Annotated in this window: 15 protein-coding genes and 1 pseudogene; 8 read left to right on the top strand and 8 right to left on the bottom strand. The window is 38.5% G+C overall.

Features of this window, described 5'->3' with window-relative positions; translation table 11 throughout:
* Window positions 1-93 precede the first annotated feature (93 nt).
* Together OD757_RS03365 and OD757_RS03360 are read left to right on the top strand one after the other, a co-directional pair.
* Window positions 94-717, top strand: a complete 624-nt coding sequence (locus OD757_RS03365) for a transcriptional regulator (protein WP_263030856.1) — start codon at window positions 94-96, stop codon at window positions 715-717.
* 111 nt (window positions 718-828) lie between these two features.
* Entirely contained in the window at window positions 829-1,065 is a 237-nt protein-coding gene (locus OD757_RS03360; protein ID WP_263030855.1) for a hypothetical protein, read from the top strand.
* Window positions 1,066-1,101: 36 nt separating this feature from the next.
* Here OD757_RS03360 and OD757_RS03355 read toward each other — a convergent pair whose 3' ends face one another.
* On the bottom strand, window positions 1,102-1,788 hold the full coding sequence (locus OD757_RS03355; protein WP_263030854.1) for a pirin family protein: 687 nt from the start codon (window positions 1,786-1,788) through the stop codon (window positions 1,102-1,104).
* Between the two features lie 188 nt (window positions 1,789-1,976).
* Entirely contained in the window at window positions 1,977-3,215 is a 1,239-nt protein-coding gene (locus tag OD757_RS03350) for a L,D-transpeptidase family protein (protein ID WP_009389879.1), read from the bottom strand.
* Window positions 3,216-3,516: 301 nt separating this feature from the next.
* On the opposite strand from OD757_RS03350, the gene hemE reads away from it, so the two are divergent.
* From hemE to OD757_RS03330, 4 genes are all read left to right on the top strand, one after another.
* Window positions 3,517-4,590: a uroporphyrinogen decarboxylase gene (gene hemE, locus OD757_RS03345; protein ID WP_263030853.1), complete on the top strand. Its 1,074-nt coding sequence runs from the start codon at window positions 3,517-3,519 to the stop codon at window positions 4,588-4,590.
* A 6-nt stretch (window positions 4,591-4,596) separates the two neighbouring features.
* Window positions 4,597-5,391: a DUF817 family protein gene (locus tag OD757_RS03340; RefSeq protein ID WP_009389935.1), complete on the top strand. Its 795-nt coding sequence runs from the start codon at window positions 4,597-4,599 to the stop codon at window positions 5,389-5,391.
* A 148-nt stretch (window positions 5,392-5,539) separates the two neighbouring features.
* Window positions 5,540-6,010, top strand: coding sequence for a DUF3015 domain-containing protein (locus OD757_RS03335; protein ID WP_263030852.1), 471 nt, complete (start codon window positions 5,540-5,542; stop codon window positions 6,008-6,010).
* Between the two features lie 61 nt (window positions 6,011-6,071).
* On the top strand, window positions 6,072-7,964 hold the full coding sequence (locus OD757_RS03330) for a DUF4105 domain-containing protein (protein ID WP_263030851.1): 1,893 nt from the start codon (window positions 6,072-6,074) through the stop codon (window positions 7,962-7,964).
* Window positions 7,965-8,027: 63 nt separating this feature from the next.
* Here OD757_RS03330 and blaADC read toward each other — a convergent pair whose 3' ends face one another.
* The 5 genes from blaADC to trpD form a co-directional block, all read right to left on the bottom strand.
* Entirely contained in the window at window positions 8,028-9,179 is a 1,152-nt protein-coding gene (gene blaADC / locus OD757_RS03325; protein ID WP_263030850.1) for an ADC family extended-spectrum class C beta-lactamase, read from the bottom strand.
* A gap of 151 nt (window positions 9,180-9,330) precedes the next feature.
* The gene (folE, locus tag OD757_RS03320; RefSeq protein WP_171061966.1) at window positions 9,331-9,879 is read right to left on the bottom strand and encodes a GTP cyclohydrolase I FolE; all 549 of its coding nucleotides are present in this window, start codon (window positions 9,877-9,879) and stop codon (window positions 9,331-9,333) included.
* A 90-nt stretch (window positions 9,880-9,969) separates the two neighbouring features.
* Window positions 9,970-10,659, bottom strand: coding sequence for a Smr/MutS family protein (locus OD757_RS03315; protein WP_009389787.1), 690 nt, complete (start codon window positions 10,657-10,659; stop codon window positions 9,970-9,972).
* Between the two features lie 10 nt (window positions 10,660-10,669).
* A complete protein-coding gene (gene trpC, locus OD757_RS03310; RefSeq protein WP_263030849.1) occupies window positions 10,670-11,476 on the bottom strand; it encodes an indole-3-glycerol phosphate synthase TrpC in 807 nt (268 codons plus the stop codon).
* A gap of 9 nt (window positions 11,477-11,485) precedes the next feature.
* On the bottom strand, window positions 11,486-12,535 hold the full coding sequence (gene trpD, locus OD757_RS03305; RefSeq protein WP_081400068.1) for an anthranilate phosphoribosyltransferase: 1,050 nt from the start codon (window positions 12,533-12,535) through the stop codon (window positions 11,486-11,488).
* A gap of 357 nt (window positions 12,536-12,892) precedes the next feature.
* Between trpD and OD757_RS03300 the strand changes: the two genes are divergently transcribed.
* Together OD757_RS03300 and OD757_RS03295 are read left to right on the top strand one after the other, a co-directional pair.
* Complete coding sequence (locus OD757_RS03300) at window positions 12,893-15,625, top strand: TonB-dependent receptor plug domain-containing protein (RefSeq protein ID WP_263030848.1); 2,733 nt, start codon at window positions 12,893-12,895, stop codon at window positions 15,623-15,625.
* A 13-nt stretch (window positions 15,626-15,638) separates the two neighbouring features.
* Window positions 15,639-18,403, top strand: a pseudogene (locus tag OD757_RS03295) (M1 family metallopeptidase).
* Window positions 18,404-18,500: 97 nt separating this feature from the next.
* On the opposite strand, the gene OD757_RS03290 reads toward OD757_RS03295, so the two are convergent.
* Window positions 18,501-19,085, bottom strand: a complete 585-nt coding sequence (locus tag OD757_RS03290) for an anthranilate synthase component II (RefSeq protein WP_003650566.1) — start codon at window positions 19,083-19,085, stop codon at window positions 18,501-18,503.
* Between the last annotated feature and the right edge of the window lie 114 nt (window positions 19,086-19,199).

Below are 19,199 nucleotides of genomic sequence, written 5' to 3'. Positions count from 1 at the left end.
ATTAAGTTTAAAATTAGATAAAAAGTCTAAATTACTATTGCATGCTTTACGCTAGGGTTTGAAATAGTAAGTAAGTCATTTGGAGGAAATACATTGGGCAATCGTGATAAACATTTACTCACTCAGCTAGATACAATTGCAAAGGGCTTAAGTGAAACGCTATCTCCTTTCTGCGAAGTTGTGGTCCATGACTTAACAAATCCTGAACATGCCATACTTTCTATACATAACAATTTATCTGGTCGAAAAGTTGGAGATCCAGCAACTGAACTAGGATTGGCTAGAATCATGTCTCCAGAATTTCCAAACCTTATTTCAAACTATGCAAATCAGTTTGCAGATGGTCGTCCTGCAAAAAGCACGTCTATTGGAATTAAAGATGAAGAGGGCCAGTATGTGGCTGCTTTATGCATGAATATTGATTTAACCCTATTTAGAGGTATGCAAAGCGCTTTAGAGCATTTCACTAAAATTGAAACTGATAACATTATTGAAAATTTGGAGCCGAGTGGTACTGAAGCAATCCGAAAATATATCGATCAATTTGCCTCAAAACATGCCACTACACCACGTATGTTAAAACTCAATGAGAGAAAGCAAGTAATACATGAGCTCAAGAATAATGGTTTGTTAGACATTAAAAAGGCTTTAGAGACAGTTGCACAACATTTAGGTATATCAAGAGCGAGTGCCTATTTGTATGTAAAGGAAACTTAAGATTTATTTATATCTATCAAAAAAATAAATTGTTTATTGAGCATGACTCATTTAAATAAATGAATAGGAATACAACAAGCATCTCTCTAGCTTGATTTAGGAGGTCGTTATTTGAAGATATTTATTATTATATTTATTGCAATTTTTTCTAGTATTGGACTGATCTGCTTAATTGCTCTACTCAAAAATCTAAAAAACAATTCGTCATCTGGCGAGCATGATCATTCATCTTCTTCAACACATCATTTTCACGATAATAGTCCTAGTCATCATAGTTCAAGTTATTCAAATGATTGTTCGTCATCTTCAGACTCGGGTAGCTGTGACAGCGGTGGCGGTGGAGATTAAAAAAAAGCCCTTTTATGCAAAGGGCTTTTGATGACTTTAAGGTAAATCGAACCAGATAAATTGACTATCTTCAGTTGCTTGAATCGTCGCTTTATCTTCAAAAACAAAGGCATCACCAGCTTTGACTTCTTGATCACCAATACGAATAACACCAGAGATCACGTGAACATAGTTCACTTTTTTAACTGGCTCAACATTTAACTCATGTCCTTTTTCCAATACAGCAGACTTTACTTCTGCATCTTGGCGAATATGCATTGGAGCATTTGTATCTGGACCTGCAATTAAATGCCATTTGTTGGGCTCTTTTCTTGGGTCAAGATTAATTTGCTGGTAATTTGGTTCCGCATCTCTTTCATCAGGAATAATCCAGATTTGAAGTAAATGGACAGGTGCATCACTGTTATTAATTTCACTGTGAGCAACACCTGTGCCAGCACTCATGAGCTGCCATTCACCTGCATTAATCTCGCCTTCATTTCCCATGGTGTCGCGGTGTGAAATAGCACCATCAAGCACACAGGTTAAGATTTCCATGTTGTCATGCGAGTGTGTACCGAAACCATTATGCGCATCAATTCTGTCGTCATTAATGACTCGTAAAGCACTTACACCCATATATTTAGGATCGTACCAGCTACCAAATGAAAAGCTATGATAAGACTCTAACCAACCTGCTTTAACATGTCCTCGATCTTCACCACGATGTAGATAACCATTCATGATCTAATCTCCCAAATTTTTATTTATCTCTTGAGAAATATCTTAATGTTCTATAGAGGCTATAAAAATAGGCTAACTGCAACATGTCGTTGCATAATTGATATGGTTGTAAAGTTTTTTATATATCAATGCATTTTTTAGAATAAAAAAACCTGCCATGTAGGCAGGTTTTTTAAAGAATATATTGATTATTCAAGGAATTTAACAGTTACGCCAGAACGTACTTTACTTCCTAAATCGTTCGCATCCCAGTTCGTTAAACGAATACAACCGTGTGACGCTGTTTTAGAAATTAAAGATGGATTTGGTGTTCCGTGAATACCAAAAGATTTTTTACTTAAACCAATCCAGATATTACCAACAGGAGCATTAGGGCCAGGTGGTAAAGAAAGTGGTTTTAAGTTTTTACCTTGTACGAAGTTCGAAGGTGAGTAGCTGTACCATGGGTTACGTGCCACACCCACTACCTTGTAAGTACCGGCCGGAGAAGGCGTATCAGTACTGCCAATTGTTGCAGGAAATGAGGCAATCATTTGGTTCCGGCTATTGAAGAGATACAATTGTTTTGCACCTTTGTGGGCAATAATCAAATGAATGTCTTCTGGTAAATCATTGCGCACGTTTGGAACAATGATTTTTTCACCCGCTTTTTTGAATGTTGCTGTTGGGTTTAATCTCTTTAAGAAAGCTTCATCAATATGAAACTTCTCGCCCAACATTTCGCTAACACGAGTGTAGTACAAACCTTTCATTTTAGCCTGTAATGCGTAGTCAGAAGGAATCGACTCAGCATATGGACCTTTTAAGTCAGCATCAGAAATGGTGTATTCAATAAATGCTGGCTTGGTTTGTTTAGCAACTAACGCATCCCAAGTTTCTTTAGTCAGTTCACCAGTAGGTGATAAACCATTCATTTGCTGGAATGAAGAAATTGCTTTTAATGTGTTTTTACCGCTCATGCCGTCAATAGCACCTGGCGATGCATGCGCATTGTTAAGCATAACGTGCGCACGTGCATAAACTGGAAGTTGGCCTTTACCAATATTTTCAGACCATTCTGCCGAGTTCAAGCCATCTAATGTCCATGAAGCAGCAGGTACTTGTGTGGTTTTAGACGCCGTTGTGCTTTTAGCAGTTGCTGGTGTAGACGCAGCAATACCAGACTCAGCATTTGGGTCTTCGGTTTTTTGCAAATTTTGTAATGTTGTTGACGCTCGATTTAGATCATTTTGTTCTTGAGCGGTAATTTGTGTCGGAGCTTGAGCTTGTACAGTTGAAGCTGCATCTACTGCTAAAGGATCAATCGGATCTTCTACAGGAGCTGATACCTTTTTAGGGTTCAGTGGTTGCTCAGTTGTTGAAGCAGCAAAAGCAACATTAGCAATAATACAACTTAAACTCATAGCGAGTAATGAGCGAACAAACATGTAATTCAACCTTAAGAATTTTCATATAGGCAATAGGGGATTGATCTGTTCTTAAAGTGCAAAAAATTACCAATAACTCATCTCTATGAGCCCAAGATTGGCAATTTAGTGAGTCAAAGAATACCAATAAACCCAATGTAACATGTTGCAAGTATTGCAGAAAACCCCGCATCTTGCAGTAGACTTTTGTGTAAATATGCATTTTTTAGTAGATTGACGAGTTTTTTGTGTGAAATTGAAATTATAAAAATGTCTCTGTTTTTGATATGATGCTGCCACATAAAGAAGATAGAGATTGGTAATGACGGCTTTGAAAAATGATCGTTTCCTCCGTGCTTTGTTACGCGAACCTGTAGATACCACCCCGGTATGGATGATGCGTCAAGCAGGACGTTATTTGCCTGAATATCGTGAAACACGTTCAAAAGCAGGTGATTTCCTATCTTTATGTAAAAATACAGATTTTGCCTGTGAAGTGACTTTGCAACCTTTGCGTCGCTATGATTTAGATGCAGCAATTTTATTTTCAGATATTTTAACTATTCCAGATGCACTCGGTTTAGGACTTTATTTTGAAACTGGCGAAGGTCCTAAGTTTCATAAAACAGTGCGTACTGAACAAGATGTGGCTAACTTACCAAAGTTAAATGCAAAATCAGATCTTGATTATGTGATGAACGCTGTAAGCACGATTCGCTCTGCTTTAGGTGGTCAAGTTCCACTGATTGGTTTTTCTGGTAGCCCTTGGACGTTAGCAACTTATATGGTTGAAGGCGGTTCAAGTAAAGAATTCCGTTTTACCAAGCAAATGATGTACGCCCAACCAGAAGTTTTGCATGCGTTGCTCGATCATTTAGCAGATTCAGTTATTGATTATTTAAATGCTCAGATTGATGCAGGCGCTCAGGCGATTCAGATTTTTGATAGCTGGGGCGGGGCATTGGCACATCGTGAATATGTCGAATTCTCTTTAAACTACATGAATAAAATCATTGCAGGTTTACAACGTGAGAAAGATGGCCGACGCATTCCTATCATTGTGTTCACTAAAGGTGGCGGCCAATGGTTAGAGCCAATGATGACCACAGGTGCAGATGCATTAGGTCTAGATTGGACGACACCATTAAATACAGCTCGAACTACAGTGGCTGGGCGTGTAGCTTTACAAGGAAATCTTGATCCTGCTGTTCTATACGGTTCGGCTGCTTCAATTGAAAAAGCAGTGAAAGCAATGTTGGATGATGCTTACGCAAATGGTGAAAAGACGGGTTACATCGCTAACTTGGGCCATGGGATTACTCAGTGGGTAGACCCTGCACAACCAAAAATCTTTGTAGATACAGTACATGAGTATAGTGCTAAATATCTAGGATAGTTTTTTGTGCAATATCTCACTTTACCGTTTCAATTTATCGGCAAGGCTGTTTCGGCAGCCTTGTTTGGTATTTTGCTTTTAATTGCTTTTGCTTTAACAGCGCCGATGGGAAGCCATGAATATATGGGTTTTTATCGTTATGATTATTTACTCATCTATGCAGTATTAATCCAGATTTGCTTACTCTATTTAAAACTGGAGTCGTGGGCAGAAGCTAAAGTAATTGCTTTGTTTCACGTCATGGCAATGGTCATGGAAATATTCTTAACGCATCCTGCGATTGCGTCATGGCAATATCCACAGCCTGCCGTATTTAGAATTTTAACAGTGCCTTTATTTGCGGGCTTTATGTATTCGGCTGTAGGTAGTTTTTTTGCACGCTCTATACGACTGTTTCAAGTTTCTTTTGAAAAGCTTCCAAGTTTTGGAACTATGCTTTTGCTGGCATTTTTCTCATATATAAATTTTATGAGTAAATTTTTTGTTCCCGACATTCGCTATATTTTATTTGCCATTAGTATTTTTATTTTTTGGAAAACAAAACTTTATTTTCAACTTAATCAACATAAATTTAAAATTCCGATGTTACCCATATTATTGACGCTCGCGTTTGTGATTTGGGTCGCTGAAAATATAAGTACATTTTATAAAATCTGGCTCTATCCAAGTCAGGTTAATGCTTGGCATATGGTGGGTTGGGGTAAGCTAGGTTCGTGGTATTTATTATTAATTTTGAGTCTAGTGCTGGTGCTTAAAATATTAGGTAACAGGGATAATCAAGGTAACTGGAATTTAAGATAATTTTTCTTTTGCACTTTTCATCATATTGTTTATTTTTTAATTGCTAAATCACAGCCTTCTCGCTATCTTTAATAGCGTGTAATAAGAATTACACATAACAATACAACACATAAGAAACAATCAATAATGATTTTGGAGATTTACATCTATGTTAAAAAAATTAGCTTTAGCTGCTTTATTAGCAGCTGGTTCAAGTGTTGCAATGGCTGATAACGATGTGGGCTGTGGTGTGGGTACACAAGTATGGGCTGGCAAAAAAGGAGTAGCGCCTAAAATTCTTGCTGCAACAACAAACGGTATTTTTACTAACCAATTACTAGGGATCACTTTCGGTACTTTGGGCTGCCGTCAAGGCGGAACAGTAACAGCGCAAGTTGTAACATTCACAAATGAAAATGCAGAAGCTTTAGCACGTGATATGGCAGTAGGCCAAGGTGAAAGCCTGAACGTACTTGCTGAGTTAATGCAAATTAAACCTCAAGACAAAGAACGTTTCTTTAAAGTTTCAAAAGCAAACTTTGGTGAAATCTACTCTGCAAACAACCAAAATACGCTTCAAGTTTTAGCATCACTACAAACTGTAATGGCTAAAGACGACGTTTTAAAAGCTTACGTATAAGTTTGAAACTGAAAACCCTGTCGTCTGGCAGGGTTTTTCTTATATTTAATGATAAAAATTGATGAGCTTAATGAAGTCAGTTGTTTTAGTTTTTGCCTCGTTGGCAGCGAATATTGCGTATTCAGCAGATATAAATCCATCTATTCAAAAATATTGGTCAATTGCAGAACAGAAAAATTTAGATCAAGATATTACTTGGCAAAGGCTCATGTATGCCAATAAAAACCATAAAAGTGATGTCACTTATTCTGGCTATTTCATATCAGAAAATGGAAAAAATAATTTAAAAGAAGAAATGAAAGCCGACATCTCGGCATTATTTATGCCTGCTCAAGATAATCAGTCAATTCGCTGTAAATTTCCGGCACGCAGTCAATGGCTCATGCAGAAAGTAGGCATTCAAGAAAATGAATTACCTCAAGTAAAATGTTCAGAATTTGAAAACTGGATTGGACAGATTAAGCCTCATAAAGCGACCTTAATTTATGCGACCGATTTTATGGGCAATCCAAGCTCAATGTTTGGTCATACTTTATTGCGTTTAGATCCAAAAGATCAGCAGCAATTAAATTTAGTTTCCTATGCTGTAAATTATGCAGCAACTGTGGCCGGAAACGACAACTGGTCATATGCCTGGAAAGGCTTAACAGGGCAATATCCGGGTGAATATTCACTGATGCCTTATTACCGTAAAGTAAAAGAGTACGGCGATTTTGAAAGCCGTGATTTATGGGAATATGAGCTAAATTTAACGCCTGAAGAAACACGGTTTTTAGTGGCTCATATTTGGGAAATGCAGCATGTGAGCTTTCCCTATTACTTTGTGAGTGATAACTGCGCCTACAGATTATTAGGCTTAGTCGATTTAGTAAAACCTAAGTCTAATCTGCAAGAGAAATTCACTCATGCTTCCATCCCCATGGAAACCATTAAATCGATGCAGCAGCAAGGGCTCACCAAAGCTCCAGTGTATCGACCTGCTTTAGAAACTCAGCTATTGGCCCAAGCTCATCAGCATGGTGCTTCATTAGCGAAGGTAGCTCATCAAATTGCGCTGATGCCTATTCAGCAGTCTTCTCAAATTTTAAAATCATTTAATGAGCAAGATCAGGCTAAAATTTTAGAGATGGCTTACGATGATTTATATCTTCAATTTACCAGTCGTCAAATAGAAGAAAGCATTGCTCAGCCGCAGTTGCGTCAGCTTTTAGCACTCAGAAGCCAGATTGATTTAGACAAACAGCGTCAAGAACCTAAAAGACCAACAAAAGAGCCAACTCAAGGTCACAATGCACGTAATATTTCAGTCAAAGCAGGCGAGGTTCAAGGAGACAAGTTTCTCGAACTTGGTCATCGACAAGCCTATCATGACTTAATAGATCCTCAAGGAGGATACCGTGCAGGCACTCAATTACTTTTTTTAAATGGCAGTGCGCAGTGGCGAGATGATCATTTAAAACTAGAAAATCTTGATCTGTTAGAAGTAAATTCTTATAACCCGATTCAACCTTTTAAAACACCGCTGAGTTGGGGATTTAATTTGGGTTGGCGTCAGGAAGCGATTCATGATGGTACTTTTAGTGAAGAAAAACAGCACGGCGTAGCGAATTTTAACGCTCAGGTTGGATATAGTTTTGCAGATTATGAACGTAAAAATATTTGCTATGGGCAACTACAAACCTATGTACAAGCAGGTTCAAATCTAGATAAAGGGTGGCGTGTCGGTGTAGGCCCAACTTTAGGTTGTATGAACCAATGGTTTGAAAATTTCAACTCTGTGGTACAAATTGAATTGCCCTATTGGGAAGACCAAAATCAATGGAATTTGAGAGTTAATACCCAGTGGCAATATGTGATTAATCGTAATAATGCTGTTCGATTAAACTGGGATTATGAACAACAAAATCATCAAGACTGGATGAAATCAAGTTTAGGTTATGTTTGGTTCTTTTAAAGAATAAGCCCATAAAAAAAAGAGAAATGACATCATTTCTCCCTTTTTTGTTTTAGCAAAAGATTATTTCTTTATTGCATTCAACACTGCGTAAGCTGCTTTAATGCGTTCTTCATTAGGAATACGTTTATTGGTTAACATGACTAAACCAATATTCTCTTTAGGAATAAACACGACATACGTTCCAAAGCCATTGGTTGAACCAGTTTTGTGGTAAATCTTAACTGAAGGTTCTTTGGAAATGGCAGTGACTTTATTAGGCTTCATCACGATTTGCTCTGAATTACTGTCTAATAAAGTTTGCAATGGTGCTGGATAAGAGAACTCTTCCCAACCTAATGCTTGATACATCGTACCTACTTGATAGAAACCTTTATGTGTCTCATTAATTGCGCTTTGAATATCAGCCGGATATTTTTGTGGATTCAAGTTAGCGTTAATAAACTTAAGCATGTCAGGCAAAGTAGATTTAACGCCGTAGGCAGGCGCATCTAGTGGGCCGGGGTTAACTCGAATCGGCTGATTTTCTTGGTTATAGCCAAATGCATAGTTTTGCATTTGAGTCTTAGGCACATTTACATAGCTATGTTTTAAGCCAAGATCTGGAAAAATTGTTTTTTCTAAGACTTGGTCGAAAGGTTTATTCATGGACAAAGCTACAACTTTGCCAAATAGACCAATACTTGGGTTTGAATATTGTCGATATTCACCGATCGGGTTTTTAGGTTTCCATTCTTTGAAAAAAGTTAAAACTTGCTGATCTGTTTGGACTTCATCTGGGAATTGTAGCGCAAGGTTGCCACTCGTATACGTCGCAAGCTGAAGTAGGGTAACTCGGTCAATTGGTGTGTTTTTTAATTCTTTCCAATACTTTCCGGGTGTGTCTTCAAAAGAGATTTTTCCTTTTGTTTTTGCATATCCACCTGCTGTGGCGGTAAATAATTTACTCACTGAACCTAGCTCGAAAATGGTATTGCCATTTACGGCTTTTTTATCTTGAACCGATTGCAGGCCATAATACATTTCATAGTTTTTATTATTTTGGATAACTCCCACGGCCATGCCAGGCACATCATATTTTTCTAATAACGGTTTAAAATTTTGATCTACTAGTTTTTTAATTTCTTGCTCTTTGGGTGTATTGCCTGCATAAATTGAGGTATTAAAAATGAAAAGAGAAGGCAAAAGTAAGCAGGAAATTTTTTTAAATCGCATGATTAACTCATAAATTATTTAAAAAGAAAGATGCGTACTTTTATAACAAAAATCACATAATTTAATTGTTATGTTTTATAGACTAAGTGCTTTATCTAAATATAAAAAAACCCAACTCAGTTGGGCTTTTAAATGTGTCACTAAAGAGAAATTAGTAACTTTCAGGTACGGCACTCAAGAACTCACGGCGTGATTCTTTATCGGTTTTAAAATCTCCGATAAATGAAACAGTACGCGTAGTAGACTCTTGCTTACCTACACCACGCATCATCATACACATATGTGCTGAATCGATGACTACAGCGACACCGCGCGCGCCCGTGACTTCAACTACAGCTTCAGCGATTTGCTGAGTCAGGTTTTCCTGAATTTGCAAACGACGTGCAAACATTTCAGTAATACGGGCAAATTTCGACAAGCCAAGAACCTTGCCTTCTGGTAGATAGGCAATATGTACACGGCCATAGAATGGGAGGAGATGATGTTCGCAAAGCGAATAGAATTCAATATTCTTCACCAATACCATTTCATGGTTATCTGATGGGAAAACAGCATTATTGGTGACTTCTTCTAAAGTTTTACTATAGCCAGAAGTTAAATATGAAAAAGCTTTAGCCGCACGCACAGGCGTATCTTTAAGGCCGGGACGATCAAGATCTTCACCGACGGCAGTCAGAATATTTGCGTACGATTGCTGCATAGACATAAGAATGTTCACTTACACTGGTTGAACAAAACGGCATTCTATCAGAAAACTATAAAAAGTCTGAATTCTGTAGAAAATGCCGCTTTATTGTTGGTACTTGGGATTTTTTTCTGCGCGTTTAAGCAGTACGAGAACAGCGCCTGTGCCACCTTGATTTTCTGGTGCACTTACAAAAGCTAAAACATCGCGGTGTTGGCGTAACCATCCGTTGACATAGGTTTTTAAGACCGCTTCAGGGCCTTTACCATGCACAATTTTGATCACATTTTGGTTTTCATCTTTTGCCATTTGGATAATATGTAAAACCGCCTCACGTGCTTGCTCAATCGTACAACCATGTAAATCTACAGCTTCAAACCAACGTATTTTCCCAGCTTTTAAGTCTTCAAAAACTTTATGCTGAAGGGTAGCAATGCGATAGCTTAATGTTGCTTGGCTTGCGACCGGATTTAAAGCAGCTTGAGTATCAGAGAGTTCAGCATGCTCAGTGTCACGACCGCCTTCGGCAGCTGCACGTTTAGCGAGAGTTTGAGCATCAACTTTTTTTGCGCGAGGAGTTCTTACATCAGCAATATTACTATTATTGATGGGTTTAACACCTGCTACAGCGCTTTGAAACAGATTTGCACTTTCCAATTCTTCAGACTCAGCTTGAGGTTGTTTGGCCTCAGGCTGACTTGCGATTTTGCTTGAATGAGGATTGGAGATTTGCTTTTTAAATTGCTTCAATAACTTTTGTTGCTCTTTAGAAAGCGATGAATCTTTATTACTCATATATCTTCTATTAAACCGTTTGGGGTTGTCCAAAAAGGGCGTTAAAGGCTTGATCTGGTCTTGGTTGTTTCATAAAACTTTCGCCAACCAAGAAGGTGTGAATATCATGTTCCTGCATCATACGAACATCATCTGGAGTGGCAATGCCACTTTCAGTTACGAGTAAGCGAGAAGCAGGAAGTAAATTTTTTAAACGGATTGATGTTTTTAAATCTACATCAAAGGTTTTTAAATTGCGGTTATTCACACCTAACAAACATTGCTCAGACAACTTTAAAGCACGTTCCAGTTCTTCTTCATCATGAACTTCAACCAATACATCAAGCTGATGTTCAAAAGCAGTCTTAGACATTTCTTCGAGCTGCTGATCTGACAAAGATGCAACAATCAATAAAATACAGTCAGCATGTAATGCACGTGCTTCGACTACATTATATGGATCAATCAGAAAGTCTTTACGTAAAGCAGGTAAAGCACAGTGACTTCGGGCAATCGCAATATTTTCATCCGCACCCTGAAAAAAATCAACATCAGTTAAAACAGATAAACATGCTGCTCCAGCTTGTTCGTACTGTTCGGCAATTTCAGCAGGATTAAAATCTGCACGAATAATGCCTTTTGATGGAGATGCTTTTTTAATTTCAGCAATTACGGCAGGGCGCTTATGCTGTAAAGCTTTTGCAAATCCTCTTACTGGAGTTGCAGCTTTCGCTAATTCTTCAATGTCTTGCAAATTACGTTGTTTTAAACGTGCAGCAAGTTCCTCATGTTTACGGTCAACAATTTTACCTAAAATGGTATTTTGAATATTAATCATGAGAAATCCTTAATCTGCCTGACATTGTTTTAATGTTTTGGTAAATTCAGCCAAAACACTCATTTTCTCTAATGCTTGTCCGCCATAGATAATATCTTGAGCGAATGAAACAGCCTGCGCATAAGTTTTGGTAATACCCGCCACATAAATACCAGCACCCGCATTAAGCGCAATCATATTTGCTGCTTTTTCGCCAATGTCAGTTTTATTTTTACTCAATGCATCTTTAATCAGTTTTAAACTTGCTGCTGCATCAGCAACAACTAAGCCATTTAAGGTTTGTGACTCAATGCCGACATCTTCTGGATTAAGTGTCCATTCCGTAATTTCGCCGTCTTTGAGTTCTGCAATAGCTGTAGGAGCGGCAAGGCTGATTTCATCAAGACCATCTCTTGAATGGACAACCATGACATGCTCAGCACCCAGTTGCTTCATAACCTCTGCAATCGGACGACAAAGCTCATCTGAGAACACACCAATCACAAAGCGTTTTACACCAGCTGGATTGGTCAGTGGGCCAAGTAAATTGAAAATACTACGAATGCCAAGTTCACGACGTGGACCAGCAGCATATTTCATGGCTTTATGATGGTTTGGTGCAAACAAGAAACCTACACCCATTTCACGGATGCAGCGTTCGGTTTGTTGCATATCTAAATCAAGGTGAATACCTGCTTGTTCAAGTAAGTCAGATGAACCTGATTTACTTGAAACGCCACGGTTACCATGTTTTGCAATGGTTGCGCCTGCTGCTGCAATGACAAAGCTAGAAGCTGTAGAGACGTTAAATAAATTTTGACCATCACCACCTGTACCCACAATATCAACTAAATGTTTGATATCGCTCACATCGATCTTGATCGCAAATTCACGCATGACACGTGCAGCAGCTGTCATTTCGTCAATGCTTTCACCTTTCATGCGTAGCCCCATCATTAAAGCACCAATTTGTGCTTCGGTTGCCTCACCTTGCATGATGCTGCGCATAATTTCTTCCATTTGAGGCTGAGTCAAATGAATGTTCTTGGTAATGTGGTTGAGCGCCTGTTGGATATTCATAGTCATGATTTACAGCATTAATGATTAAAATTTTTAGGTGAAGTTGATCAAGAGTGGGATGTTCAGCGTGTTGCATTCCATGTTTCACTAGCTACAGAGAGCTATGTTAGCAGAAAATAACCAAAGTTTTTTGTAGTTCCTTAAGAGTTTTAAAATTTTTGCTAGTTCACTGCGTTGGTTTTATTCATAAATAAAATTTATTTATTGAAAAAGGTTTTAGTTTATTGTGAGTTTTTATGATAAATAATTAACCATTTGGTATATCTTAAACATACATATATCTAGAAAAAATGTGTATAAATCAAGCAAATAAAAATGGATATAGTAGGGTGATCTTTATTATATCTATCAATAAATATGTATTTAAATAACTTGAAATATCTAGGGCCTTTAAAAAATAAGCGCTCATTTATTTTTGTATTTGTTGCACTGTTTCATCCATTAGAAAGCTATGCACAAGAAACCGTAGAGCAACCCCAAAACCAAGCTAAACCAGATAAAGTAGTTCGTGTTGCTGTGACAGGATCTCGGATTTCAAAAGCACAAAAAGATGGCCCGACCAGTGTCACCGTAATTACCGCAGCCGATATTGAAAAACAAGGTTTTAGTAATGCATTTGATGCACTCAATAATTTGACGCAGAACACGGGTTTTGTACAAGGTGCTGATTATGGAAACACGTTTACACCTGCGGCTAATGCGATTAGTTTACGAGGCTTGGGACCCAATCATACTTTAACTTTGATTAATGGACATCGGGTTGCAGACTATCCTGTACCTTATGATGGCTCTGTCAATTTCGTAAATTTAGCCAATATTCCCGCTGCCATTATTGATCGGATTGAAATATTAAACGGTGGTGCCTCTGCAATTTATGGTTCAGATGCAATTGCAGGTGTGGTGAACATTATTCTAAAAAAGAAAACAGACGGTACACAATTTAATATTAAGGCAGGTGGAACCAAAGAAGGCGGTGAAAATTTACGTTTACAACTGAGTGGTAGTAAAACTTTAGACAAGCTTAGTCTCGTTTATGGGGTTGAACTCAGCGGCCGTGAACCGATATGGGCAGCCGATCGAGATTTTATGAAGAGCCGAACTCGTTTAGGAGAAAAACCAGACACTATTGTGGGTCGTAAAAATGCTGATACTGGTAAATATCTTTCAATTGGTGGGTGTCAGGCCTTTAATGGTTTATTTAACGGATCAGTCAATAATATTGGACAAGCAGGGGCGGACAATTGTGCTAGTGGTTTGGCTCGACCGACTTATTGGACTGTTCAAACTCAAAATCGCAGTCAAAATGGTTATCTCGGTTTAGATTATGAGTTAAATGATAAAACTCAATTATTTGCAGATTTTTTGATTGGGGCAAACCAAATTGAAAATAATACCCGTAGTCCGATATGGACCTCTTTAGGTGCGTCGAGTGGTTATTTTCTAAATCAAGATTCGGGAAATTATGAAATTTGGAATCGTCGTTTTGCACCTGAAGAATTAGGTGGGGTAGAACGAATAAATAAAAAATGGAAAGAACTTTCTTCTAACTTAAATTTTGGAATTCGAGGCGATATTGGAGAGACGAGCTGGAGTTATGAAGCAGCCTATAACGGTTCTATTTATACCAGTCAGCTACGCCGCCAAGGCTTATTACGCTCGAATGTTGATGAGTACTTCTTAGGTCATCAACTTGGTACAGATGCAGATGGTATTCCTATTTATTCACCTCATTTAGATCGTTTAAGTCGACCACTCACAGCAAGTGAATTTGAAAGTATTTCGGGCACAACAAAAGAAAAAGATAAGTCGTGGGCGCAAAGTTTAACCTTAAGCGCGAATGGTGACGTATTTAAGTTACCTGCAGGAATGGCCAAACTTGCGACTGTGGCTGAAATTGGGCGTCAAGGCTTCTCGATTAAGCCAGATGAGGCGATCGAAAATGGTGAATATTATAATTTAAGCTCTAGCGGCGAATATGGAGGAACGCGGACCCGCCAAGCACTCGGTGCTGAATTGTTCTTACCTTTAGCAAAACCGTTAAATTTAACCCTGTCTGGACGTTATGACCGTTATGCTTTGTCAGATAACAGTATTGATAAGCTAACTTTCGGTTCGGGTCTCGAGTTTAGACCACATCCGACTTTATTGGTGCGTGGTAACTACGCGACCAGCTTTCGTGCACCAGATATGAACTATCTGTTTTTAAATAAACAAAAAGGTTATTTCGAAAAGACCACCGATTATTTACGTTGTAGCCAAACGGGACAACCTTTAGATAAATGTAGTTTTAAAGATTACGCACCTGGGGCGAACTACACTTTAACCGGAAACAAAGAGCTTAAACCTGAAGAGGGTAAATCTTATGGTGCAGGTTTTGTTTGGTCGCCAACCAATAAGTTTGACATTAGCGTCGATTACTGGGATATCAAAATTGATAATCTTGTGAGAAATTTGAGTGATGACAAAATTCTACGTTTAGAAGCAGATTGTCGTTTAGGCAACCAAGATATTAACTCTGCGGCCTGTATTGATGCTTTGGCACGTGTAGAGCGTAACCCTGCAAATGCAGTTGTCGATCCAAATGTGATTAAAAATATTAATATCGTTCCGATTAACGCTGCATCAGACCATACCCGTGGGATTGATTTCACTAGCAGATGGCGTTGGAAAACAGACAGTTTTGGTAACTTTCTCTGGACGGTAAATTATAGTCGTGTACTAGAACATGAATATCAACAATCAAAAGATCACGAGAAAGATGACTATTTAAAAGATTTAAATATTCAGGATTGGCGTGACCGTTTTAATACCAGTCTCAGCTGGAGCTTTGGTGATTGGGCATCAACAGTATTAGTTAATCGTTATGGCAAAATTCCAAACGGCGACCAGACTGCCTATTTAAGCCCAACATATTTAGTGAACTGGAGTGGTACTTATCAAATCTCTCCAAAAGCTTCTGCTTCAATCATTATTAATAACTTGTTTGACAAAGTGAAACGAGATGACACAGGCGGTTGGCCGTATTATCCGGTAGGATTATATTCGCCATTCGGCCGTCAAGGTTGGTTGGAGTTTAACTATAAATTCTAAGAATGATGTATGGATGCAGCGAAGTGGTACAGCAATTGCTGCATCTTTTTATTTAAAACTACAGAGGATAGATCCCTTATGTCGGTCAAGCCTTCATTTAAAAAAAGATTACTACTTACAACATTATTATCTTTATCGGCAACACAGATTTTTGCATCGAATAACAGTGAACAAATCCCGATTGGTAAATTACCCGAGTGGGTCATACCCGAATCTTATGATTTAGATTTTAAGATTGATCCCGCACAAAAAGGCTATACCGGTAAAACCACTATTCATTTAAAGCTGGCTCAAGCTACAGATCACATCTGGATTCATGGTAAATCTTTGACGGTGAAAGATGTGAGTATCACATCGGCAGAGGGTGCTAAAACCAAAGCAAAATATGAGCAAGCCTCCGAGGTTGATGGGGTGAGTAAAATTAAATTTGCCAAGACCTTGCCAGCAGGCCAGTATCAACTCGTTCTAGATTTTAATGCGGCCTACGATCAGCAGCTCGACGGTATTTATAAAATCGAGTTTGAAGGTAAGCCTTATGTCATGACTCAAATGGAAGCAATTAGTGCACGTCAGTCATTTCCGTCATTTGATGAGCCACGTTTTAAAACGCCGTTTAATATTCGTTTGACGATTCCAAGCAAATATTCAGGTTTTGCTAATACCCAGCAAACATCTGAGCAAGCAGAGAAGTCGGGTTGGAAAACACTGAGTTTTGCACAAACTAAACCACTACCAACGTATTTACTTGCGTTGGCTGTTGGACCGTGGCAATTACAAAAAGGGCCAGATATTGGAGCAACTTCATGGCGTAAGCAACCGATCCAGTTACGTGGTATTGCGCCTGATGCTAAAGCTGAAAAAATGCAGCATGCTTTATCTGAAACGCCAGCCATTTTAAAAACTTTAGAAGATTATTTTGCCTTTGGTTATCCATTTGACAAGCTCGATTTACTGGCAGCACCAGACTTCGCCGCTGGTGCAATGGAAAACCCGGGGCTAATTACTTTTAGAGACTATCTAATGTTGCTAGATAAGGACTCACCAGTCTCTTTTGTACAGAATTCATTTAACGTTAATGCACATGAGCTGGCGCATCAATGGTTCGGTGATGTCGTCACGATGCCATGGTGGGATGATCTATGGCTTAATGAATCTTTTGCCACATGGATGCAAAGTAAAATCACTCAAAAACTACATCCTGAATTTAATGCAGACTTAGAGCGTATTGCAGATACTGCCGATGCGATGAAAAGTGATAGTTTGGTGAGTGTACGTCGTATTCGTCAGCCTATTTTAAGCAATGCCGATATTCAAACGGCTTTTGATGGCATTACTTATCAAAAAGGTGCAGCTGTTTTAAATATGTTTGAAAGCTATTTAGGCGAAGAAAAATTCAAACAAGGCGTACGCAATTATATTAATAAGCACCAATATGGTAATGCGACAGCCAATGATTTAATTAGCGCTTTAGCAGAGCAGTCTGAGCAAAGTGAGCGCTTTTCCAAAGCGATGAAAAGTTTCCTTGATCAACCGGGTGTACCTTTAATCAATACTTCACTACAGCAAGAAGGTAATAAAGTCTTTTTAAATGTGAGGCAAACCCGTTATTTACCTGTGGGTTCAAAAGGTGATGCAAGAAGCCTGTGGGGCGTACCATTATGTGCCCGTTATGAAGTTCCAAATGCAGGCAGTAAAGTTCAGTGTGAATTGGTAGATCAAGCAGAAGCCAAGATTGAACTCAAAGGTGCCAGCCTTGGCAGTTGGTATATTCCAAATGCAGATGCGGCAGGGTATTACCAATTTAGTTTGCCTCAAAAAGAGTTTACTCGTCTGACTGCTGCTACAGAAAAGCTTTCTAACACTGAACAGTTGGCCTACGCCTACACGATTTCAGCGGCATTTAACCATGGTGATATTAATTTATTGGCTGTCGTAGATGCTGCGAAGAAATTTGCCAATTCGAATAGCCGACAAATTAGTACGGCCTTGTTTTCTCAGTTAAGTACCATTCATCGTCATGTGTTAAAAACAGAAGCTGAACGTGAACATTTTAGAAAAGTCTTGGCTAATTTATATTTACCTAAATTAAATCAATTGGGTTATGTAAACAAAAAAGATGAATCAGCTGAGGACAGTTTATGGCGTAGTGAGTTAGTTAAGTTTCTTGCTTTAGATATTCAAGTTCCCGAAGTCCGTACACAACTGTTAAAACAGTCAGATGCTCTATTTGCTCAAAAACAGCTTAACTTTGCGCAAGTAACTCCTGAATTATTGCCAACTATTTTAGCTGTACGTGTACAAGAAAAAGGCCAACCTGCTTTTGACCGTTTATCTAGTGAGTTACAACGTGTGACTCAACCGACACAACGTCTTGCAATTCTTACGGCCTTAGGTTCAGCAAATCAAGAAGCAACACGCCAACAAGCACGTCAGTTGATTTTGAACCCGCGTGTTAAAGTCGGTGAAGTTCGTACTGTGGTTAACTCCATTAATAATTATGGAGATGAAAAAGGTGGTTTGTGGTCTTGGTTTAAAGTAAATCATGACGCCGTGTTTGATCGTTTAGGTAAATCTTCTGCTGGGCGTTTTCCTGCAATGTTTAGTGGGGCCGCATGTACCCAACAACAGGCAGTACAGTTAAATGACTTTTTTGCACCACGAACTAAAGAATTGGTTGGAGTTGAAAGAGGATTGAAACAGACTAAAGAACGTATTCAACTCTGCGAATCTTTAGTGGCAAAACAAGATGGATCGATTGTGCAACAGTTAAAGTTGTAATTGTTTCAGCCATAAAAAAAGCCAACTGATCATAGTTGGCTTTTTTATTGGGATTACTTTATCAAATCATTTTTAAAACGATTTATTCATGGCTGAATTATGCGTAGATGTCTAAAAAGTTTTTAAAGATTTGATGGCCATGTTGACTCAAGATTGATTCGGGATGGAACTGCACGCCTTCAACAGGCAATGTCTTATGTTTAACACCCATGATTTCTTCCATTGAGCCATCTGCTTCATTGGTCCAGCACGTTACTTCAAGGCAATCAGGCAGTGTTTGCTGATCAATCACCAAAGAGTGATAACGAGTTGCCGAAAATGGGCTAGGAAGATTACTGAAAATACCTTTATTGCTGTGGTACATATCAGATAAACGTCCGTGCATCACTGTTTTGGCTCTTACAATATTTCCGCCAAAAGCTTGCCCAATACTTTGATGCCCTAAACACACGCCAAGCAAAGGAATTTTTCCAGCAAAGTGATTAATTGCAGGAATTGAAATACCAGCCTCGCTTGGAGAGCAAGGGCCAGGACCAATAACTAGATATTTTGGTTGCCATCGTTCAATATCCTCTAATGTGACTTGATCATTGCGAACAACTTTTACTTCCTGATCCAACTCGCCAAAATACTGGACAATGTTGTAGGTAAAAGAGTCGTAATTGTCGATCATTAGAAGCATGATGAACTTAACCTCATGATAGTTAATATATATTTAATAAGTGACTAGAGATTTACTCACAATATTGCTCACTTTTTCAAAAGCACTTTTATTTGATCAAATAAAAAGCCGCTT

It is taken from the genome of Acinetobacter sp. AYS6 (assembly GCF_025630795.1).
In the GTDB taxonomy this organism is placed as follows: Bacteria; Pseudomonadota; Gammaproteobacteria; order Pseudomonadales; family Moraxellaceae; genus Acinetobacter.
The sequence above is the reverse complement of the archived record's forward strand: the minus strand, read 5'-3'. Positions and strand labels throughout refer to the sequence as shown.